The 14,198-nt window shown below is 56.8% G+C and carries 12 protein-coding genes and 1 pseudogene; 2 read left to right on the top strand and 11 right to left on the bottom strand.

What is annotated here, in order from left to right; all coding sequences use genetic code 11:
* The first annotated feature begins 42 nt into the window (after window positions 1-42).
* Window positions 43-696: a putative metalloprotease CJM1_0395 family protein gene (locus tag ACT3UM_RS02625; RefSeq protein WP_498895896.1), complete on the top strand. Its 654-nt coding sequence runs from the start codon at window positions 43-45 to the stop codon at window positions 694-696.
* Here the strand turns inward: ACT3UM_RS02625 and ACT3UM_RS02630 are convergent.
* From ACT3UM_RS02630 to ACT3UM_RS02680, 11 genes and pseudogenes are all read right to left on the bottom strand, one after another.
* On the bottom strand, window positions 693-2,498 hold the full coding sequence (locus tag ACT3UM_RS02630; protein WP_498895897.1) for a putative bifunctional diguanylate cyclase/phosphodiesterase: 1,806 nt from the start codon (window positions 2,496-2,498) through the stop codon (window positions 693-695). The two genes, ACT3UM_RS02625 and ACT3UM_RS02630, sit on opposite strands and share 4 nt — an antisense overlap.
* 313 nt (window positions 2,499-2,811) lie before the next feature.
* Window positions 2,812-3,442: pseudogene (locus tag ACT3UM_RS02635) on the bottom strand (histidine phosphatase family protein).
* Between the two features lie 39 nt (window positions 3,443-3,481).
* Window positions 3,482-4,297 carry a phosphonate ABC transporter, permease protein PhnE gene (gene phnE / locus ACT3UM_RS02640; RefSeq protein WP_498895899.1) on the bottom strand — a complete coding sequence of 272 codons (816 nt, stop codon included), beginning with the start codon at window positions 4,295-4,297 and terminating at the stop codon, window positions 3,482-3,484.
* Between the two features lie 29 nt (window positions 4,298-4,326).
* Window positions 4,327-5,145 carry a phosphonate ABC transporter, permease protein PhnE gene (gene phnE, locus ACT3UM_RS02645; RefSeq protein WP_498895900.1) on the bottom strand — a complete coding sequence of 273 codons (819 nt, stop codon included), beginning with the start codon at window positions 5,143-5,145 and terminating at the stop codon, window positions 4,327-4,329.
* Entirely contained in the window at window positions 5,142-5,987 is an 846-nt protein-coding gene (gene phnC, locus ACT3UM_RS02650) for a phosphonate ABC transporter ATP-binding protein (RefSeq protein ID WP_498895901.1), read from the bottom strand. Before phnC ends, phnE (ACT3UM_RS02645) begins: the two co-directional genes overlap by 4 nt.
* Before the next feature lie 81 nt (window positions 5,988-6,068).
* Window positions 6,069-7,034, bottom strand: coding sequence for a phosphate/phosphite/phosphonate ABC transporter substrate-binding protein (gene phnD, locus ACT3UM_RS02655; protein ID WP_498895902.1), 966 nt, complete (start codon window positions 7,032-7,034; stop codon window positions 6,069-6,071).
* Between the two features lie 91 nt (window positions 7,035-7,125).
* On the bottom strand, window positions 7,126-8,910 hold the full coding sequence (locus ACT3UM_RS02660; protein WP_498895903.1) for an EAL domain-containing protein: 1,785 nt from the start codon (window positions 8,908-8,910) through the stop codon (window positions 7,126-7,128).
* A 158-nt stretch (window positions 8,911-9,068) separates the two neighbouring features.
* Complete coding sequence (locus ACT3UM_RS02665; RefSeq protein ID WP_498895905.1) at window positions 9,069-10,988, bottom strand: alkaline phosphatase D family protein; 1,920 nt, start codon at window positions 10,986-10,988, stop codon at window positions 9,069-9,071.
* A gap of 19 nt (window positions 10,989-11,007) precedes the next feature.
* Window positions 11,008-12,384, bottom strand: a complete 1,377-nt coding sequence (locus ACT3UM_RS02670) for a sensor histidine kinase (protein WP_498895907.1) — start codon at window positions 12,382-12,384, stop codon at window positions 11,008-11,010.
* Window positions 12,381-13,055 carry a response regulator transcription factor gene (locus ACT3UM_RS02675; RefSeq protein ID WP_498895909.1) on the bottom strand — a complete coding sequence of 225 codons (675 nt, stop codon included), beginning with the start codon at window positions 13,053-13,055 and terminating at the stop codon, window positions 12,381-12,383. Before ACT3UM_RS02675 ends, ACT3UM_RS02670 begins: the two co-directional genes overlap by 4 nt.
* A gap of 46 nt (window positions 13,056-13,101) precedes the next feature.
* Complete coding sequence (locus ACT3UM_RS02680) at window positions 13,102-13,470, bottom strand: PepSY domain-containing protein (RefSeq protein ID WP_498895911.1); 369 nt, start codon at window positions 13,468-13,470, stop codon at window positions 13,102-13,104.
* Window positions 13,471-13,629: 159 nt separating this feature from the next.
* Between ACT3UM_RS02680 and ACT3UM_RS02685 the strand changes: the two genes are divergently transcribed.
* Window positions 13,630-14,106, top strand: a complete 477-nt coding sequence (locus tag ACT3UM_RS02685; RefSeq protein ID WP_498895913.1) for a PepSY domain-containing protein — start codon at window positions 13,630-13,632, stop codon at window positions 14,104-14,106.
* The last annotated feature ends 92 nt before the right edge of the window (window positions 14,107-14,198 follow it).

The following is a 14,198-nucleotide window of genomic DNA, read 5'->3' on the forward strand; positions in this document are numbered from 1 at the left end:
TACTTCATGGTATCCCAACTCGTACTTAGTCGGTAATGACCTATGGCCGTTTCTTCCGTTAGCAACGTTTCCCTCACTGCCTGGGCGTATCCAGCAGCAAACGCTACATCACCTCGCGTTGAACAAGCCGCAAAGGATCGTGCTCTTGAAGAAGATACGGCATCTAGCGACGATCCCAATGCGACAAGCAATAGCGAAGAGAGCAGCAGCGACGCCGCTGGCCCCAAACGGGCTGACGGAACGCCCATGGCGCCGGAAGAGATTCAGCTACTAGATCAGCTTAAACAGACGGATCGCGAAGTTCGCCAGCACGAGATGGCCCACCAAACAGTGGGCGGCGCCTATACCGGCGGCGCCAGCTATGAGTACGAAGTCGGCCCCGATGGCAAGCGCTACGCGGTCGCAGGCGAAGTGCCGATAGATTACGGCCCGGTGCCCAATGACCCCCAAGCGACTATCGAAAAAATGCAGACGGTGATCGCCGCGGCCATGGCGCCTGCGGATCCGTCGCCAAAAGATTACCAAGTGGCCGCCCAGGCACGTCAGTATCTATTGGAAGCCAAACTCGAAGCGTCCATGCAACGTAGTGAAATGGAGCAAGCCCGCAGCGACGGCGCCGCGGCGACACCATCCACTGCGATATCCACTACTACTCCCTCCGCTGATGAATCAGCCGCTGGTGAGCTAGCCGCTTAGTTGTCCGATACTGCGAGAGCGTTCCACTCTTCACGCTTAGGCCAATTCGCTAACCAGGCAGGTAGCGCCTCGGCGGGCATTGGCCGAGCGATACCATAGCCTTGGGCTAAGTCGCAGCCCAAGGCCATCAAGGCTTTGGCATGCGCTAAGGTTTCTACACCTTCCGCCAACATGGGTCGCTTAAAGCGATTCGCCATGTAAATAACGCTCTCTACAATCGCCATATCGTCCTGATCGCTAAGCATATCGCGGACAAAGCTCTGGTCAATTTTGATCAAGCTGACCGGTAGCTGCCGCAGGTGGGTCAACGACGAAAACCCGGTACCGAAATCATCAATAGCAAAACTCACACCCAGTGACTGGCAGCGCGACATATTTTGCAGTGCGGCCTGGATGTCGTGCATCGCGGCACTCTCCAGCACTTCGAGCTTGAGCATGGCGGGCGGCACATCGGGGTGACGTGCCAATAGCTCGCCTAAACGTTGACTGAAATTACCCACGAGCAAATGCGTGGGGCTTATATTCACATTGATCGGCAGCGCAATGCCTTGAGCCTGCCATTTAGTCAACTGGCGCAACGCCTGCTCAATAACCCACTCGCCTAGATCCACTTCTAACGGCGTGGTATCGATAATGGGTAAAAACTGCCCTGGCGCAAGTAGTCCCTCTTCAGGGTGCTGCCAGCGAATTAGCGCCTCCAAGCCGACCACGTTACCACTACGCATATCGACCTGAGGTTGATAATAGAGGCAGAGCTCGTTGTTATTGAGGGCATCAATAAAACGCTGCCGCTGCTCATGGCGCACCTGCAGCAAGCGGTCATGGTCAGGATCAAACAAGTGAAAGGTATCACGGCCGCGCTGCTTAGCGCGGTACATCGCCTGATTGGCATGGCGTAATAGCAGATCGCCCTGAACGTGATCATTCGGGTAGACCGTCACCCCCAGGCTTGCCGTCAGGTGAATGCTCTGCCCGTCGATCATCAGCGGTTGGCGAATGGAGAATAACAACTTCTCAAAAAAATCGTCGTCGACGCCATGGTGGAGTAACAGCACAAACTCGTCGCCCCCCACCCGCGCCAGCACATCATCGCCAAACAGCAGATGGCTTATCCGCTGCGCAAAAGAAGACAGCAGCGCATCGCCCACGGTGGAACCCAGGCGGTCATTAATATTTTTGAAGAAATCGATATCCAGCGAGCACACCGCCAAGGGTAGCTGCTTTGCATCGGCATGCTGCATGGACTCTTGAATCAATTGCGTCAGCAGTTGCAGATTGGGTAGCCCGGTTAGGGCATCAAAATAGACTTCTCGGTTCAGGTGGCGGGCATGAGCCGGTATAGCCGAAAGGTCAGCCAGCACAATGACATGGTGGTCAACCTCGCCGTGTTCGTTGCGGACGCGATTAATCGACATCATGCCCGGATAAAACTGGCCATCGTGGCTACGGTAGCTCACCTGGCTTTTACTACGGTCACGCAACTGCAGTTCTTCACGCATCAATCGCGTGGTGCGGCTATCATCCAGCGGTAAAATGCTGAACGCTTCCGGTGTTTTGCCCTGTACATCACCCTGGGTAAACCCCGTTAACTCACAAAAAGCGGGGTTCACCTCCACCACCCGATTTTCCCCATCGGTAATAATGATCGCTTCATTGGCGTAGCAAAATACTGATTCAGCGGGAGACACTGTTTGGCCGACAGATGCTGTTGGCATCGCGTTCGAACGGGGCAGTGAAGGTGTTGGCTGGGAGTGCTGTTGAGACAAAGACTGTTCCTTCGATACCTTCAAGGATTCATACATACGTCTTTGCTCTCCTCATCGTTTTTATAGAGCCATTGTTATAAAGCCATCGCTATAGGGCCATCGCTATATCGGTGCGTTGTTATAGAGAACCATTATTAAGTAAACAAAGCCGCTATTATGCGGACAGTATCATTGCTAGGTATAATAACACTCTATGACGGCTAAGGTACTTTGCGCTGCAAAGTACCTTATCGGCTGACGAGGTAATAAGTTAAGCCGCTACACAAATATAACGGCCAACAAGCTACGCGAGATAGAGCGATAAGCGGTGGGTTACCACCCCCTTATTATGCACCGGATAGAGACGGGGCTAGCGGCCGATCCACTCGACAAAGCTGGTTTCACCCAGCGCATGACGCTCATGGCGCACCCGGCTCATCGCCGCGTAGGGTAGATCCATTGCCAGTACCCGCGAAAGCGGCTGTTCAATCACCCGGCGCAGCAGGCCATTGCAGACAAATAGATGCGCCACTACCAGCACATGCTTGCCCGGTGGATTTTTTAACAGTTGCTGCCAGGCCTCGGCCAGGCGCGCGTCAAAGGCTTGTAGGCTTTCACCACCGGGGGGGAGACACCGTGGCAGGGTCGTACCAAAAGGCACTCATTCGCTCGGTGCCCTCTTCGGCAAATACCTGGGCGTGGGTTTTGCCCTCCCACTGGCCCAGGTGAAGCTCGGCGAAATCCTCTTCGACCTGAACGGGCAGATCAAACTCTTCGCCCAGCCACAGGGCAAATTCGCGGCAGCGCGTTAATGGCGAAGTCACAATCGCATCGTAGGGTAAATGCCCCTCTACGGTATGGCGCATCACGGCATCGGTGACCTGCTGCCAGCCGGTTTCACTCAGCGGATGGTCGGTGGAGCCACGCAGCATACGGCCACCTACCGGCTCGCCATGACGCAATAAATCAATCGTTGTGATCTCCGCTTCGGGAAAACGCATACTCGCCTCCTGGGCGGCTAACTCAGTTAAATAGTTCCGTTAAATAATCGCGTGGCGCACCCGTGCAGACACCCACTCCGACACTAGCACGGTGGCAAAAATCATAATAAAAATAACGCTGACCTGATCCCAGGCGAGGCTATTGATCGAGGCATTCAACTGCAGGCCAATACCACCGGCCCCCACCAAGCCCAACACCGTGGATTCGCGGATATTAATGTCCCAGCGGTAGACGCTAATGCCGGCAAAGGCGGGCATGACTTGCGGTAACACGCCGTAGTTCATCACCTGCATGCGGCTCGCGCCGGTCGCGCTAATCGCCTCAACGGGGGTGGGGTGAATCTCTTCAATCGCTTCGTAAAGCAGCTTGCCCACAAAGCCGATGGAGCGCAGGGCGATAGCGATAATCCCCGCCAGCACGCCAGGACCGAGAATGGTCACCAGCAGCATCGCCCAAATCAACGAGTTAATGGAGCGCGACGAGACAATAACCATCAGCGCGGCGCTGCGCACCAGCGGATGCGGCGTGGTATTCCGGGCCGCCAAAAATGCCACCGGAAACGCCATGATAATGCCTAATGCGGTGCCCAAGGTGGCAATATTGATGGTGTCCCACATGGGCTTCCAAAGCACATTGGCGTAGCCCCACTCTGGCGGCGTCATTCGACTGATTAAGTCTGCCCCCTGGCGGCCGGCATCTTCCACAAACACCCACATAGTGTTGTCGGAAATCATCTTCCAGCAGAGCAGAAATAGGCTGACACCCGCCAGCCAAGCCAAGTACTGCAACCATTGAGCGCGGGTAGTGCGCCGCCGCCAAACTGGCTGACCCTGGGATGTAGTAGATACGGGCATAACAGTTCTCCAGAATTTCAGGGTCAGCGTTACTGGGTCCAGCGGCGAACGTGGCTAGAGCTATATTCACACAGCAGCACGATGGCGATGATGATCAACAGAATCGCCGCGGAGGTGTCGTACTCATAGCGGCTCAGCGACGTATTCAGCGTGGCGCCAATCCCGCCCGCGCCGACAATGCCGATTACCGAGGACTCACGGAAGTTGATATCCAGGCGGTACATGGAGAGCCCGATCAAGCGCGGCATCACCTGGGGCTGCACGGCGTGATTCATGGTCTGCCACCAGCTGGCGCCCGTGGCACGCACCGCTTCCACCTGACGCCAATCCAAGTCTTCGATATCTTCCGCCAGCAGCTTGGCCATAAAGCCAATCGTCGCGAAGGCCAGGGTAATCATGCCTGCAAAGGGCCCAAAGCCGAACATCACCACAAACAGAATCGCGATGATGATCTCCTGGAAAGTGCGCGAAACGGCAATAATCGCGCGACACACAAAGTAGATCGGCAGCGGGGAAATATTGCGTGCCGCGCCTAAGCCCACGGGTATCGCCAGCAGTACGCCCAACACCGTGGAGGTGAGCGTCATGGTCAAACTTTCCAACAAGCCCGCGACAATATCGTCGTAGCGGCTAATAAAATCAGGCTGCATAAAGGCGCCTAAAAAATTAACCGCCCGCGCCGCCCCTTCGGCGACCCGCGCCCAGTTCACCTCTACCGAGGCAAGCGCCAGGATGAGATAAACCACCGCGCCGATGGCGAGCCCCCAGCGCAAGCGTGGACTTTCGATCAACGGAAGCCGACGCCACTCACCGCGCTGGGCCGCCTGCTGGCGCGCCTGTTCGTTCATCGTACTGCTCCTGCTTCGATTGACGACATCACCCGTGCATAAGGCGGATCAACCGGTGCATCATCTGCCGCTTCATCGTCCATGGGCTCCGGCGTGGTGTCCCACTCCTCTTCGCCATAGATCGTGGTAAGCATCTCGCTGTCGAGCTCGCTGGGAAGGCCGTCAAAAACAATTTCACCCGCCCGCAGGCCGACAATACGGTCGGCAAACTGCTGAGCCAGCGCGACGTCGTGAATATTGATAATCGCCGCCAGTTCTCGCTCTGCGCATAGCTCACGAATCAGGCGCATGATTTGGCGAGAGGTTTTCGGGTCAAGGCTGGCGGTTGGCTCGTCAACCAGCAGCAGCTTGGGGCTTTGCAGTAGCGCCCTGGCAATACCGACCCGCTGGCGCTGGCCACCGGAGAGGGCATCGGCGCGCTTGTCGATGGCATGGGTCAGCCCTACCCGCTCTAGCAGACGGAAGGCTTCGACCACGGCCTCCTGAGGGTAGCGGCGCAGAAAGCTGCGCCAAAAGCCCACATACCCAAGCTGGCCGGAGAGCACGTTTTCCATCACGGTAAGGCGGTCTACTAACGCATACTCTTGAAAAATCATGCCCATGGAACGGCGAGCGTGGCGCAGTTTATGGCCCGACAGTTTGGTCAGCTCGGTGTCTTCCAGACGGATGCTGCCCTGAGTAGGTTCAACCAACCGGTTCACGCAGCGAATCAGCGTGCTTTTACCCGCGCCAGAAGGCCCTATCAGCGCCATCACCTGGCCTTTGGGCAGGGTGAGTTCAATATCGTTAAGCGCTCGATCCCCAGTTGGGTAGCGCTTGCCTACGCCACTTAGTGTCAACATCGTTCTACCTCTTATGTATAGCGAAACGGCCAGAAGGTGAGCCCTCCTGGCCGAATAATTGCAGATTGCAGAGTCGACTGATTAATCGCAGTCGTAGGTCACGCCGTTGGCGTCGGCAATGGTGCGAATAACGGCCCAGTTTTCCTGATAGGTAATCGGAATAAACTGTGCTTCGCCGGAGTTGGCGAATTCTGACTCGAGGGCAGTGCCTTCCCAGTCATAGCTGAAGAAGGCGTCTTGAATTTTCTCGGCAAGTTCAGGGTTCAGGTTATTGGCCAGCCCGTACGCGGTGGTAGGGAAGGTTTGTGAGGTGTAGATAATGTCGTAATCACCTTCGTTAACCACACCGCGGGAAATCATACGCTTGCCTACGGAGTTAGCGATTGCAGCGGCTTCGTAGTCTTCGTTAACCACGCCGAGAATGGAGTTGTCGTGAGAGCCCGAAAACGCGGTCTCAAAATCTTCACCTGCTTCCATGCCGTACTCAGAGCGCAGCAGTGCAGAGGGAGCGCGGAAACCGGAGTTGGAGGTCTCGGAGGTAAACGCTAACTGGCGACCTTCCAGGTCTTCAACAGCCTCAATGCCGCTACCTGGATAGGTAATGATTTCCATCTCATAGCCAAAGCTGCCATCTTCGGCGGCCATCATCGCAAACGGGCGGAAGCCACCGCAGTTAACCGCCACCGGTACGCCGCCGGTATTAAAGCCAGCGACGTGCAGACGGCCAGCGCGCAGCGCTTCCTGCTGGGCAGCGTTGGACTGCACCGGGAAGAACTGGACTTTTTTGCCAGTGGCTTCGCTCAAGTGATCTAGAAAGTCAGACCAGACATCCGCGTAAACCGCAGGATCTTCAACCGGCGTATAGGCAAACACCAAGGTATCCGGATCTACCCACTGAGACTCGTCGCTGGGGACATCGGCGACCATGTCGCCATCGTTATCCACATAGCGCGATGAGAGATCCGCAGAGGCGTTCACCGCAGCCAAGGCAAAGGCGCTGGCAACAGCGGCGCTGATTAACGTGCGGGAGAGAGATAATGTCTGCATGGATCACCTGTAGCGTTGTTAGAAGATGCCAACATCCTGACGGCTTAAAATGACAAAGATGGGGCACTTATATGTCTACTGGGTGACTTTTTTATGAACGCTCAGTGACAGTGCTCGTCGCCTTGCCCTTGGGATCCGAGCAGCGACCACGACGTTCCACAAACAGACTGTTGCCAGGGATTTTTTTGGCCTGGTGCTTCAGCTCGGAAAGTTCGCCTGCGATGTCCAGCGATTGAGAGTTGGTCGTATCAAGAACGGGTTTCACCGCAATCGAGACACTGACAAAAGGGAAAAACGTCAGCCTATTTTGGCGGTTTTCGACCTGAATCCCGCCCTGAAGGCGGTCAGCTTCTTCATAGAAACCGGGTGCCATCACTTCGAATGAGTGCAGAATTTGCTGGCAAACACTTTCCCAGTGCTCAAGCGGCAGCAGCATCATAAAATCGTCGCCGCCAATATGGCCGATAAATCCCCCGGCGTTTTCTACCTGCGCTTGCAGCAGCCGTGATAGCGAAATAATGATGTGGTCACCTCGTGCGTAGCCATAGGCGTCGTTAAAGGCTTTAAAGTTATCCAAATCAACATAGGCCGCGGCAAACCCCTCCTCGGCAGCCAAATAGGTGACCAGGGTTTCATTAATCAGAATATTGCCCGGTAGGCCAGTCAGCGGATTGGCGTGGCGGGCTTGGCGCACCTGAATCGCGGTAATTTCGCGCAAAAGATCAACGATATTGCCCATCCCCAGATAGTCACCGTCAGCGTTAACAATGACAAAATCTTCCTGCTCGATATCTCGGCTATCGGTCAGCTGCTGGCTCAAAATTTCCAGTGGCGTATCCGCTTCCGCCACCAGCATACGGGTGTCAGCAACGTCCAGCACGCGGCGCTTGGCATACAAAGAGTGGCTGTAGGGGTTGGTAAACAGGGTTAAAAACGCATTGCGACGCACCACTGCCACGGGCTTACGATTTTCCAGCACGGCCACACAGCGCAAACTGGGGTGCTGGCGAAACCGTTCAGAGATATCGGGCACCGCGCAATCCGTCGTTATGGCGTCAATAGCTCGCAAAATCGAGCGCGCAGTGCGGCCTGCTGGGCTTTTTAATTGGCGGGTTGCGGGCAGCAGCATATTGATCTGTAACGGCGGCTGCTGGCTGGGTCGGGCGAAGTAGAAGCCTTGCAGCAGTGCGAGGCCGCGGTCGAGTTCCCACAGGCACAAATGCTCAGCGGCGGTCTCCACGCCTTCGGCGATCACTTGGCAATCCAGACTACGGGCCACGTCGAGAATCGAACGCAGGAATTCTCGCTTGGCAGGATCCTGGTCGATGCCAGAGATAAAGTGGCGGTCGAGCTTAACGAAATCCGGGCGCAGCTCCGACCAGTGGCGCAGGCTTGAGTGACCTGCACCGAGGTCATCCAGCGCCACCTGGAAGCCCATGGTACGGTAGTGATCCACCGCCTGGCGCATTAGCTCGTAGTCATGGATGGGCACGTGTTCGGTGAGTTCAATCACCACCCGCTCTGGGGGCAAACCACTGTCACGAATAAAGCCCAGCGTTAAGCCTTCGCGAAAATCGCGCTCGACAATCGTCAGCGGCATCACGTTCAGAAACAGCAGACCGGGCAGATCGAGCTGTGCAAAGCGCTGTATGGCGAGGCGCCGACAAAGTAAATCTAACTCGACTAACTTCCCTGCCTGGGTAGCCACCTCAAACAAACGTAACGGGGAGTGCAGCGGCGAGGTTTTAGGCCCACGTATCAGTGCCTCATAACCATAAATCGCCTGCTGGCTGGCATCCACAATGGGTTGAAAGAGCACGTGCAACTCTTCTTGTGCAATGATTTTTTTCAGCCACTGCGCTTCTTGTGCGGTCATTTGCCTGCGGCCCTCTTCTGCCACCCTCATAACCAGCGGTGGTGTCGATGATGTGTCACCTTCCCTGGAGGTTGTTGATAAGCTGCAAGCGTGCGTCATTTTTGTGACGCTATCATGACAATCATTAAGGGCATCAAGCAGTTGGCGCTAAACGGAGGTCATGAGAGGATCTTCTCTGGGGCAGGAAAGACAACTTCGCTACCGTTGGCGTCCAGCTGACGGATATCGATAGGGCGGCCTTTCTCGTCAAGGGTCACTAAGCCAATACCGCTGGCGTTCCACAGCCGTTCGCCGGCGCTGGCGCGGTCAGGGTCGCGGGGGTGAACGCTTAGTTTACGGCGCTTGGTAAATGCATTGAGCGGTGACCAAGGGGCGTAGAGCCAGCGGTTGAGGCGGTCAAAGGTATTGAGTAGCTGCTTAGGGAACGTATTCTTGATGCCGCTAGAGGTAATCTGCCACAGGTGAGGGGCGCTTTTTCGCCGACGTACCAAAATGTCGTAGACAAACGAGTAGTGCACGTCGCCCGATAAAATCACGTAGTTGCCGGGGGTTTTGGAGTGCTGCCAAATCTGTAGCAGCGTATTGGCTGCCCCACGGTGGGCCATCCAGTTTTCAGCATCCACCACCAGCGGCTTTCCGGCGAGGGTAAACAGCTTTTGAATGCCCTCTATCAACTTGACGCCAAACATCGGCGCGGGAGAGACAATCACCGCGCTCTTGGCCCCCATTAGCGCTTGCTGCATTTCCATTAGCGCCTCCCAGTCCATCAAGCCCGAAGGCCGATGCGGGCTGCGCTCGCTGCGCCAGCGGCGGGTGCGGGTATCGAGCACAATCAGGGCGGGGGTGCCCGGCACCTGAAACTCCCAGCCCTGAAAACGCAGCAGCCGCTCAATCAGCCCATCCTGCTCGGCACATACTAGCGGCTGGTCGCCATCGCCCAGCAGGGTGGAGGCGTGATGGACTAACGGGTTCATTTTATCCGGGTCGTTACCCCAGCCTTGGCAGAGCAGATAGGCCACCAGGGCATTACCGATAATGCGTTTAGAGAACGGATGACCATAGGCGGCGCGTTCCCAATCGGCGGTCAGGTTCCAGTCGTCGGTAACATCGTGGTCGTCAAAGATCATCAGACTGGGCAAGTGCGCCATCAGCCGCGCGCACTGGGGCAAACCCGCAACAAAGTCATCCATCACCGCCTGCTCCTGGCGATACAGCTCGGCATCTTTGTCACCTAAGGCAGGCGCCGTTGGCGCAATCACTTGCCAGGGCGTCGGCGACCACACCAGGCAGTACATGGCGAGCATTTCGGCAAGCGTCATCAAATGGTTATGGGCATTCGCCGAGGTAAACACCGGCTTTTTGACACCGCCAAAAAAGCGCTCCCGCAGCGCCGCGTTGCTGGTCACATCGGGCAGCAACTGCGCACGCTGGTAGTAGCTATCAGGCGACTGATAAAGCGCCTGGCTATCATCGACCGTCGCCCCTTCCAGCCACTCATCCACCAGCCCTAGCCGTTCAATCAGCGCATGCACGGCGCGTAGCATCGGCCCGGCCACATCGTCGGCGTACACCTGATCACCGGTCATCAAGAGCCAAGCGGGCCATTCGGTGGGCGCTGACTGCTGTTCGGCAAGCCAACTATCGGCGCGCACCAAGCCATCGGCACTGTCGTGATGGGGCTTGCGGCAGGAGCCGTGCATCAGGCGGTGGTGCCGCGAGGCAATCACAAAAGCAGGGTAAGCGGCACCGTCATAGCACAGCCACGGCGCCCACTCGGGCAGCGAGCGCCACTCGCCCTGCGAGGTTTCTACCTGCAGGTCGTATTCGATGCGCTCGTCGCAGGGCAGTGCTGACTCAAGCTCACAATCAATCAGGTAGATAAACGCGCGTTCACCGATAGCGATACACTGCTGATGGTGCGCCAGACCGATTGACTGGCTATCGGGGTGCCCAGGGTGCAGCACCAAGGCCATGTTCAGCGGCCGGGTGGCGACCAGCCAAAGTACCAGCCGGTTAGTGCTAATGCGTCTTAACAGGGGGCCGGCGACTATATCGGGCAGCGTATCTGTGCGATTCATTCGGTGCGGTCTCCATTATTTATGCGCGGCGATTACGCGCGACGACGGTTAGTTTCACCACCACTTTCAATCCGCCAGAACTGGCGCGACTCAGCTGCATTTGGCCGCTATACAGGGCAACCAGGTCAGTCACAATCGCCAGCCCCAGGCCGCTGCCCGAGCGCTGTTCGTCTAATCGTTTACCGCGCTGTACCGCCTGCTGGCACTCGGCTTCCGACATACCAGGGCCATTGTCGCTAACGGTCAAGGTTAATGTCTGCTCGTCAATCGCGACCTGTAGCTGCACATCGCTGTGCGCCCAGCGCAGCGCGTTATCCATTAGGTTACCCACCAGCTCTTGGATATCCTGCTCATCCATATGCACCTTAACGTCCCGCGGCCAGGTTTGGCGCAGCGCAATGCCGCGCCGCTGGGCAAGCCTGGCTAGCCCGTTGAGCAGCGGCGCTAGAGTGGCGTGCAAATCAATCGGCGCAAAACGTACGCCCTCGCCCGCTGCCGATGCCCGCGCCAGATGGTGACGTACCGCGCTATCCACGCGTGCCAGCTCAACTTCCCAGGCGGCACGGCTCTCTTCCGGTAATTGGCGTAGCTGCAGGCGCATCACACTCAGCGGGGTTTTCAGCGCATGGGCCAGGTTACCAGCGGTATGGCGGCCGCGCTCGATCAAGCGCTGGTCGCGGGCCAGCACCGCGTTCATAGAGGCCGCTAGCGTCGCTAGCTCGTCAGGCAAGCGGGTATCCAGCTGTTCGGCGCGCCCCTGCTCCACATCGTGTAGATTGGCATGCATACGCCGAAGCGGCGCTAGCCCCCAGCGTACTTGCAGCGCCAATACGCCGAGCAACAGCGCGCCCAAGCCTACTAAACCGCCCCATAGCAGGCGTTGAAATTCGCCAATATCGCGGGCTAACACACCGTCCCGAGCGGCCACGCTAATATGCAGCGGCGCCTCTAACGGCGCCAGATAGATATCGCGCTCTACCACACGCAGCGACTGGTCCCGGGGGCCCGGTATCAAGCGGGCGCTAAGGGTATCATTGTCGATGACCGGTAAGCGCTGATCCCACAGCGAACGCGAAGCCAGGGTGTTTTCCTCGCCATCGGTAATTTGCCAGTACCAGCCGGAATAGACATTCTCAAAACGTGGGTCACCCAGCGCCCGGTCGTGGACGAGCTGCTGTTCAATGGGGTCATAGGTAACGCCCGCGATAATGACGTTGAGGGTGGCTCCCAGGCGCTCGTCAAAGGCCTGAGTGGCGGAGGTCCGGTAATGATGAGACAGCAGCATACCCGCGATGGGCAACGCCAGCCCGACCATCACCAATACGGCCAGCAGTAGCCGTACGCTGATAGAGCGTTTTGCCCAGCGGTCTTTCCATGCGGTGGTGTCTTGACTCATTCGCTAGCAGGCTCTTCAGCTAATAGCCGATAGCCCTGGCCACGCAGGGTAGCAATCCGCCAGCTGCCCAATTTGCGGCGCAGACGGCTAACCTGAACGTCGATCACGTTGGAGTCTGGCTCGTGGTCGCGGTCGTAAACGTGCTCTGAAAGCTCGGTACGGCTGACAACCCGCGGTGCGGCGTGCATCAAATAACCCAGCAGACGGGTCTCCTGGGCGGTTAATCCCACCGGGCGACCGGCAAGCGAAACGTGCTGGGTGTGGGTATCCAAACTCAGCTCGCCCATTTTCAGCACCGGGTGGGCATGGCCATGGCTTCGTCGCACAAGTGCGCGCAGGCGAAAGAGGACTTCCGCCGATTCGAACGGCTTGGTGACGTAGTCATCCGCACCGGCGGTAAATCCTGCGGCTTTATCGGCCCAGCGCTCCCGGGCGGTAAGGATCAGCACCGGCAGGTCGATACCATCTTCCCGCCATGCTGCCAACCAGCGGGTGCCATCGCCATCGGGTAGCCCGACATCCAAAATCAGCGTGTCGTAGGCTTCCGTGCGGACTAGGAAATCGGCGTCCTGGCCTGTCGCTGCATGCTCCACCAGCCAGTCTCCATCGCGCAGGGACTGACTTAGCTCACGAGCCAGCGCCTGGTCATCTTCTACCAACAAACACTTCATTGGCTAACTACCTTTCTTCTTTTGTATGGCAAATGATAGCAACAGGCTAGCGGCGCATATCGTTGATACGTACACCTTCTATCGACATCAACTGGCCGTTATGGCCATCAAATTCAAACTCGACGACTTGCCCTTGCGGGCCAAGCAGCTTAATTTCGTACTCGACATAACCCCCTTCACGCTCCACTTCAACCTCCAGTACTTCACCTATGTAGTGCGCTTCCAGCCAATCCAGAATAGAGTCAAGAGGCACAACCTCGCCACGGCGAACCTCTCCGTGCAATGATTCCCAGGGCTGGTCGCCCACCGCGCTACCTACTAGCAATAGCACTAAGGCTAAACCAGTGACGTTGCGTCTAACGCGCCGTGGGACGCTGCGCAACGGCATTACAAGGTGACGCAGGAGTTTACTCATGGTGCTAGGATGCCAAAGGCAACATGAACGTTAGATGAACAGTTTTGTCAGCTTAAGGAAAGTATCGCGGTGATATAAATTCCCTGTCGCATTCGCTGAATGCCGTTATCCACTGTTGTACAGACATTCACGTTTAAATACGCAAAGAAGGAATTTGATATGAACTCCATGAAAAAAATGCTGCTGATCCCGACCTCTGCTCTGCTGCTTGCCGCGGCTGCAAGCACTGCCCAGGCCGATTCGCTGCCGATGGATCGCATCGATGACGTCTTGACCCACGCCAATGACTACGGTTTCAGCCACTACGAAGAAATTAGTATCGAAAGCCGTAGCCGCGTAGAAGTAGAAGGCTGGCTGGACGATGAGTGGTACGCCGACGTGGACTTCTCTCTAGACAACGGCGAAACCCTACAAGAGCAACGTGAGCGCCAGATTACCGGTGCTTGGGGCATGAGCGAAGATGATATCCGCCAAGCGTTAGACGTGGCCAGCCAGGAAGGTATGGTCGAATTTGAATCTCTCGATATTGGTAAAAGCGGCATCATCGATATCGAAGGCCGTGGCGAAAATGGCCGCGAACTAGAAATCAGCGTGCGTCAGGGCTCTTCCGATGTTACCCAAATTGACCGCGATTAATATTTTCAGCTAATCGCTTTGCGGGCTCCCTACGGGGAGCCCGCTGCGTTTATGGTAGGCTGCCCAATCATGTCGCTAATTTTATAGTGCCG

Origin of the sequence: Halomonas sp. AOP13-D3-9 (genome assembly GCF_052379125.1) — a bacterium.
Taxonomy (GTDB): Bacteria; Pseudomonadota; Gammaproteobacteria; order Pseudomonadales; family Halomonadaceae; genus Vreelandella.

Bases quoted from the DNA above. Each gene is read 5' to 3' on its own strand.
- ACT3UM_RS02625 (WP_498895896.1), top strand. From the start codon at position 43: ATGGCCGTTTCTTCCGTTAGCAACGTTTCCCTCACTGCCTGGGCGTAT.
- ACT3UM_RS02630 (WP_498895897.1), bottom strand. From the start codon at position 2,498: ATGTATGAATCCTTGAAGGTATCGAAGGAACAGTCTTTGTCTCAACAG.
- phnE (WP_498895899.1), bottom strand. From the start codon at position 4,297: ATGCCCGTATCTACTACATCCCAGGGTCAGCCAGTTTGGCGGCGGCGC.
- phnE (WP_498895900.1), bottom strand. From the start codon at position 5,145: ATGAACGAACAGGCGCGCCAGCAGGCGGCCCAGCGCGGTGAGTGGCGT.
- phnC (WP_498895901.1), bottom strand. From the start codon at position 5,987: ATGTTGACACTAAGTGGCGTAGGCAAGCGCTACCCAACTGGGGATCGA.
- phnD (WP_498895902.1), bottom strand. From the start codon at position 7,034: ATGCAGACATTATCTCTCTCCCGCACGTTAATCAGCGCCGCTGTTGCC.
- ACT3UM_RS02660 (WP_498895903.1), bottom strand. From the start codon at position 8,910: ATGACCGCACAAGAAGCGCAGTGGCTGAAAAAAATCATTGCACAAGAA.
- ACT3UM_RS02665 (WP_498895905.1), bottom strand. From the start codon at position 10,988: ATGAATCGCACAGATACGCTGCCCGATATAGTCGCCGGCCCCCTGTTA.
- ACT3UM_RS02670 (WP_498895907.1), bottom strand. From the start codon at position 12,384: ATGAGTCAAGACACCACCGCATGGAAAGACCGCTGGGCAAAACGCTCT.
- ACT3UM_RS02675 (WP_498895909.1), bottom strand. From the start codon at position 13,055: ATGAAGTGTTTGTTGGTAGAAGATGACCAGGCGCTGGCTCGTGAGCTA.
- ACT3UM_RS02680 (WP_498895911.1), bottom strand. From the start codon at position 13,470: ATGAGTAAACTCCTGCGTCACCTTGTAATGCCGTTGCGCAGCGTCCCA.
- ACT3UM_RS02685 (WP_498895913.1), top strand. From the start codon at position 13,630: ATGAACTCCATGAAAAAAATGCTGCTGATCCCGACCTCTGCTCTGCTG.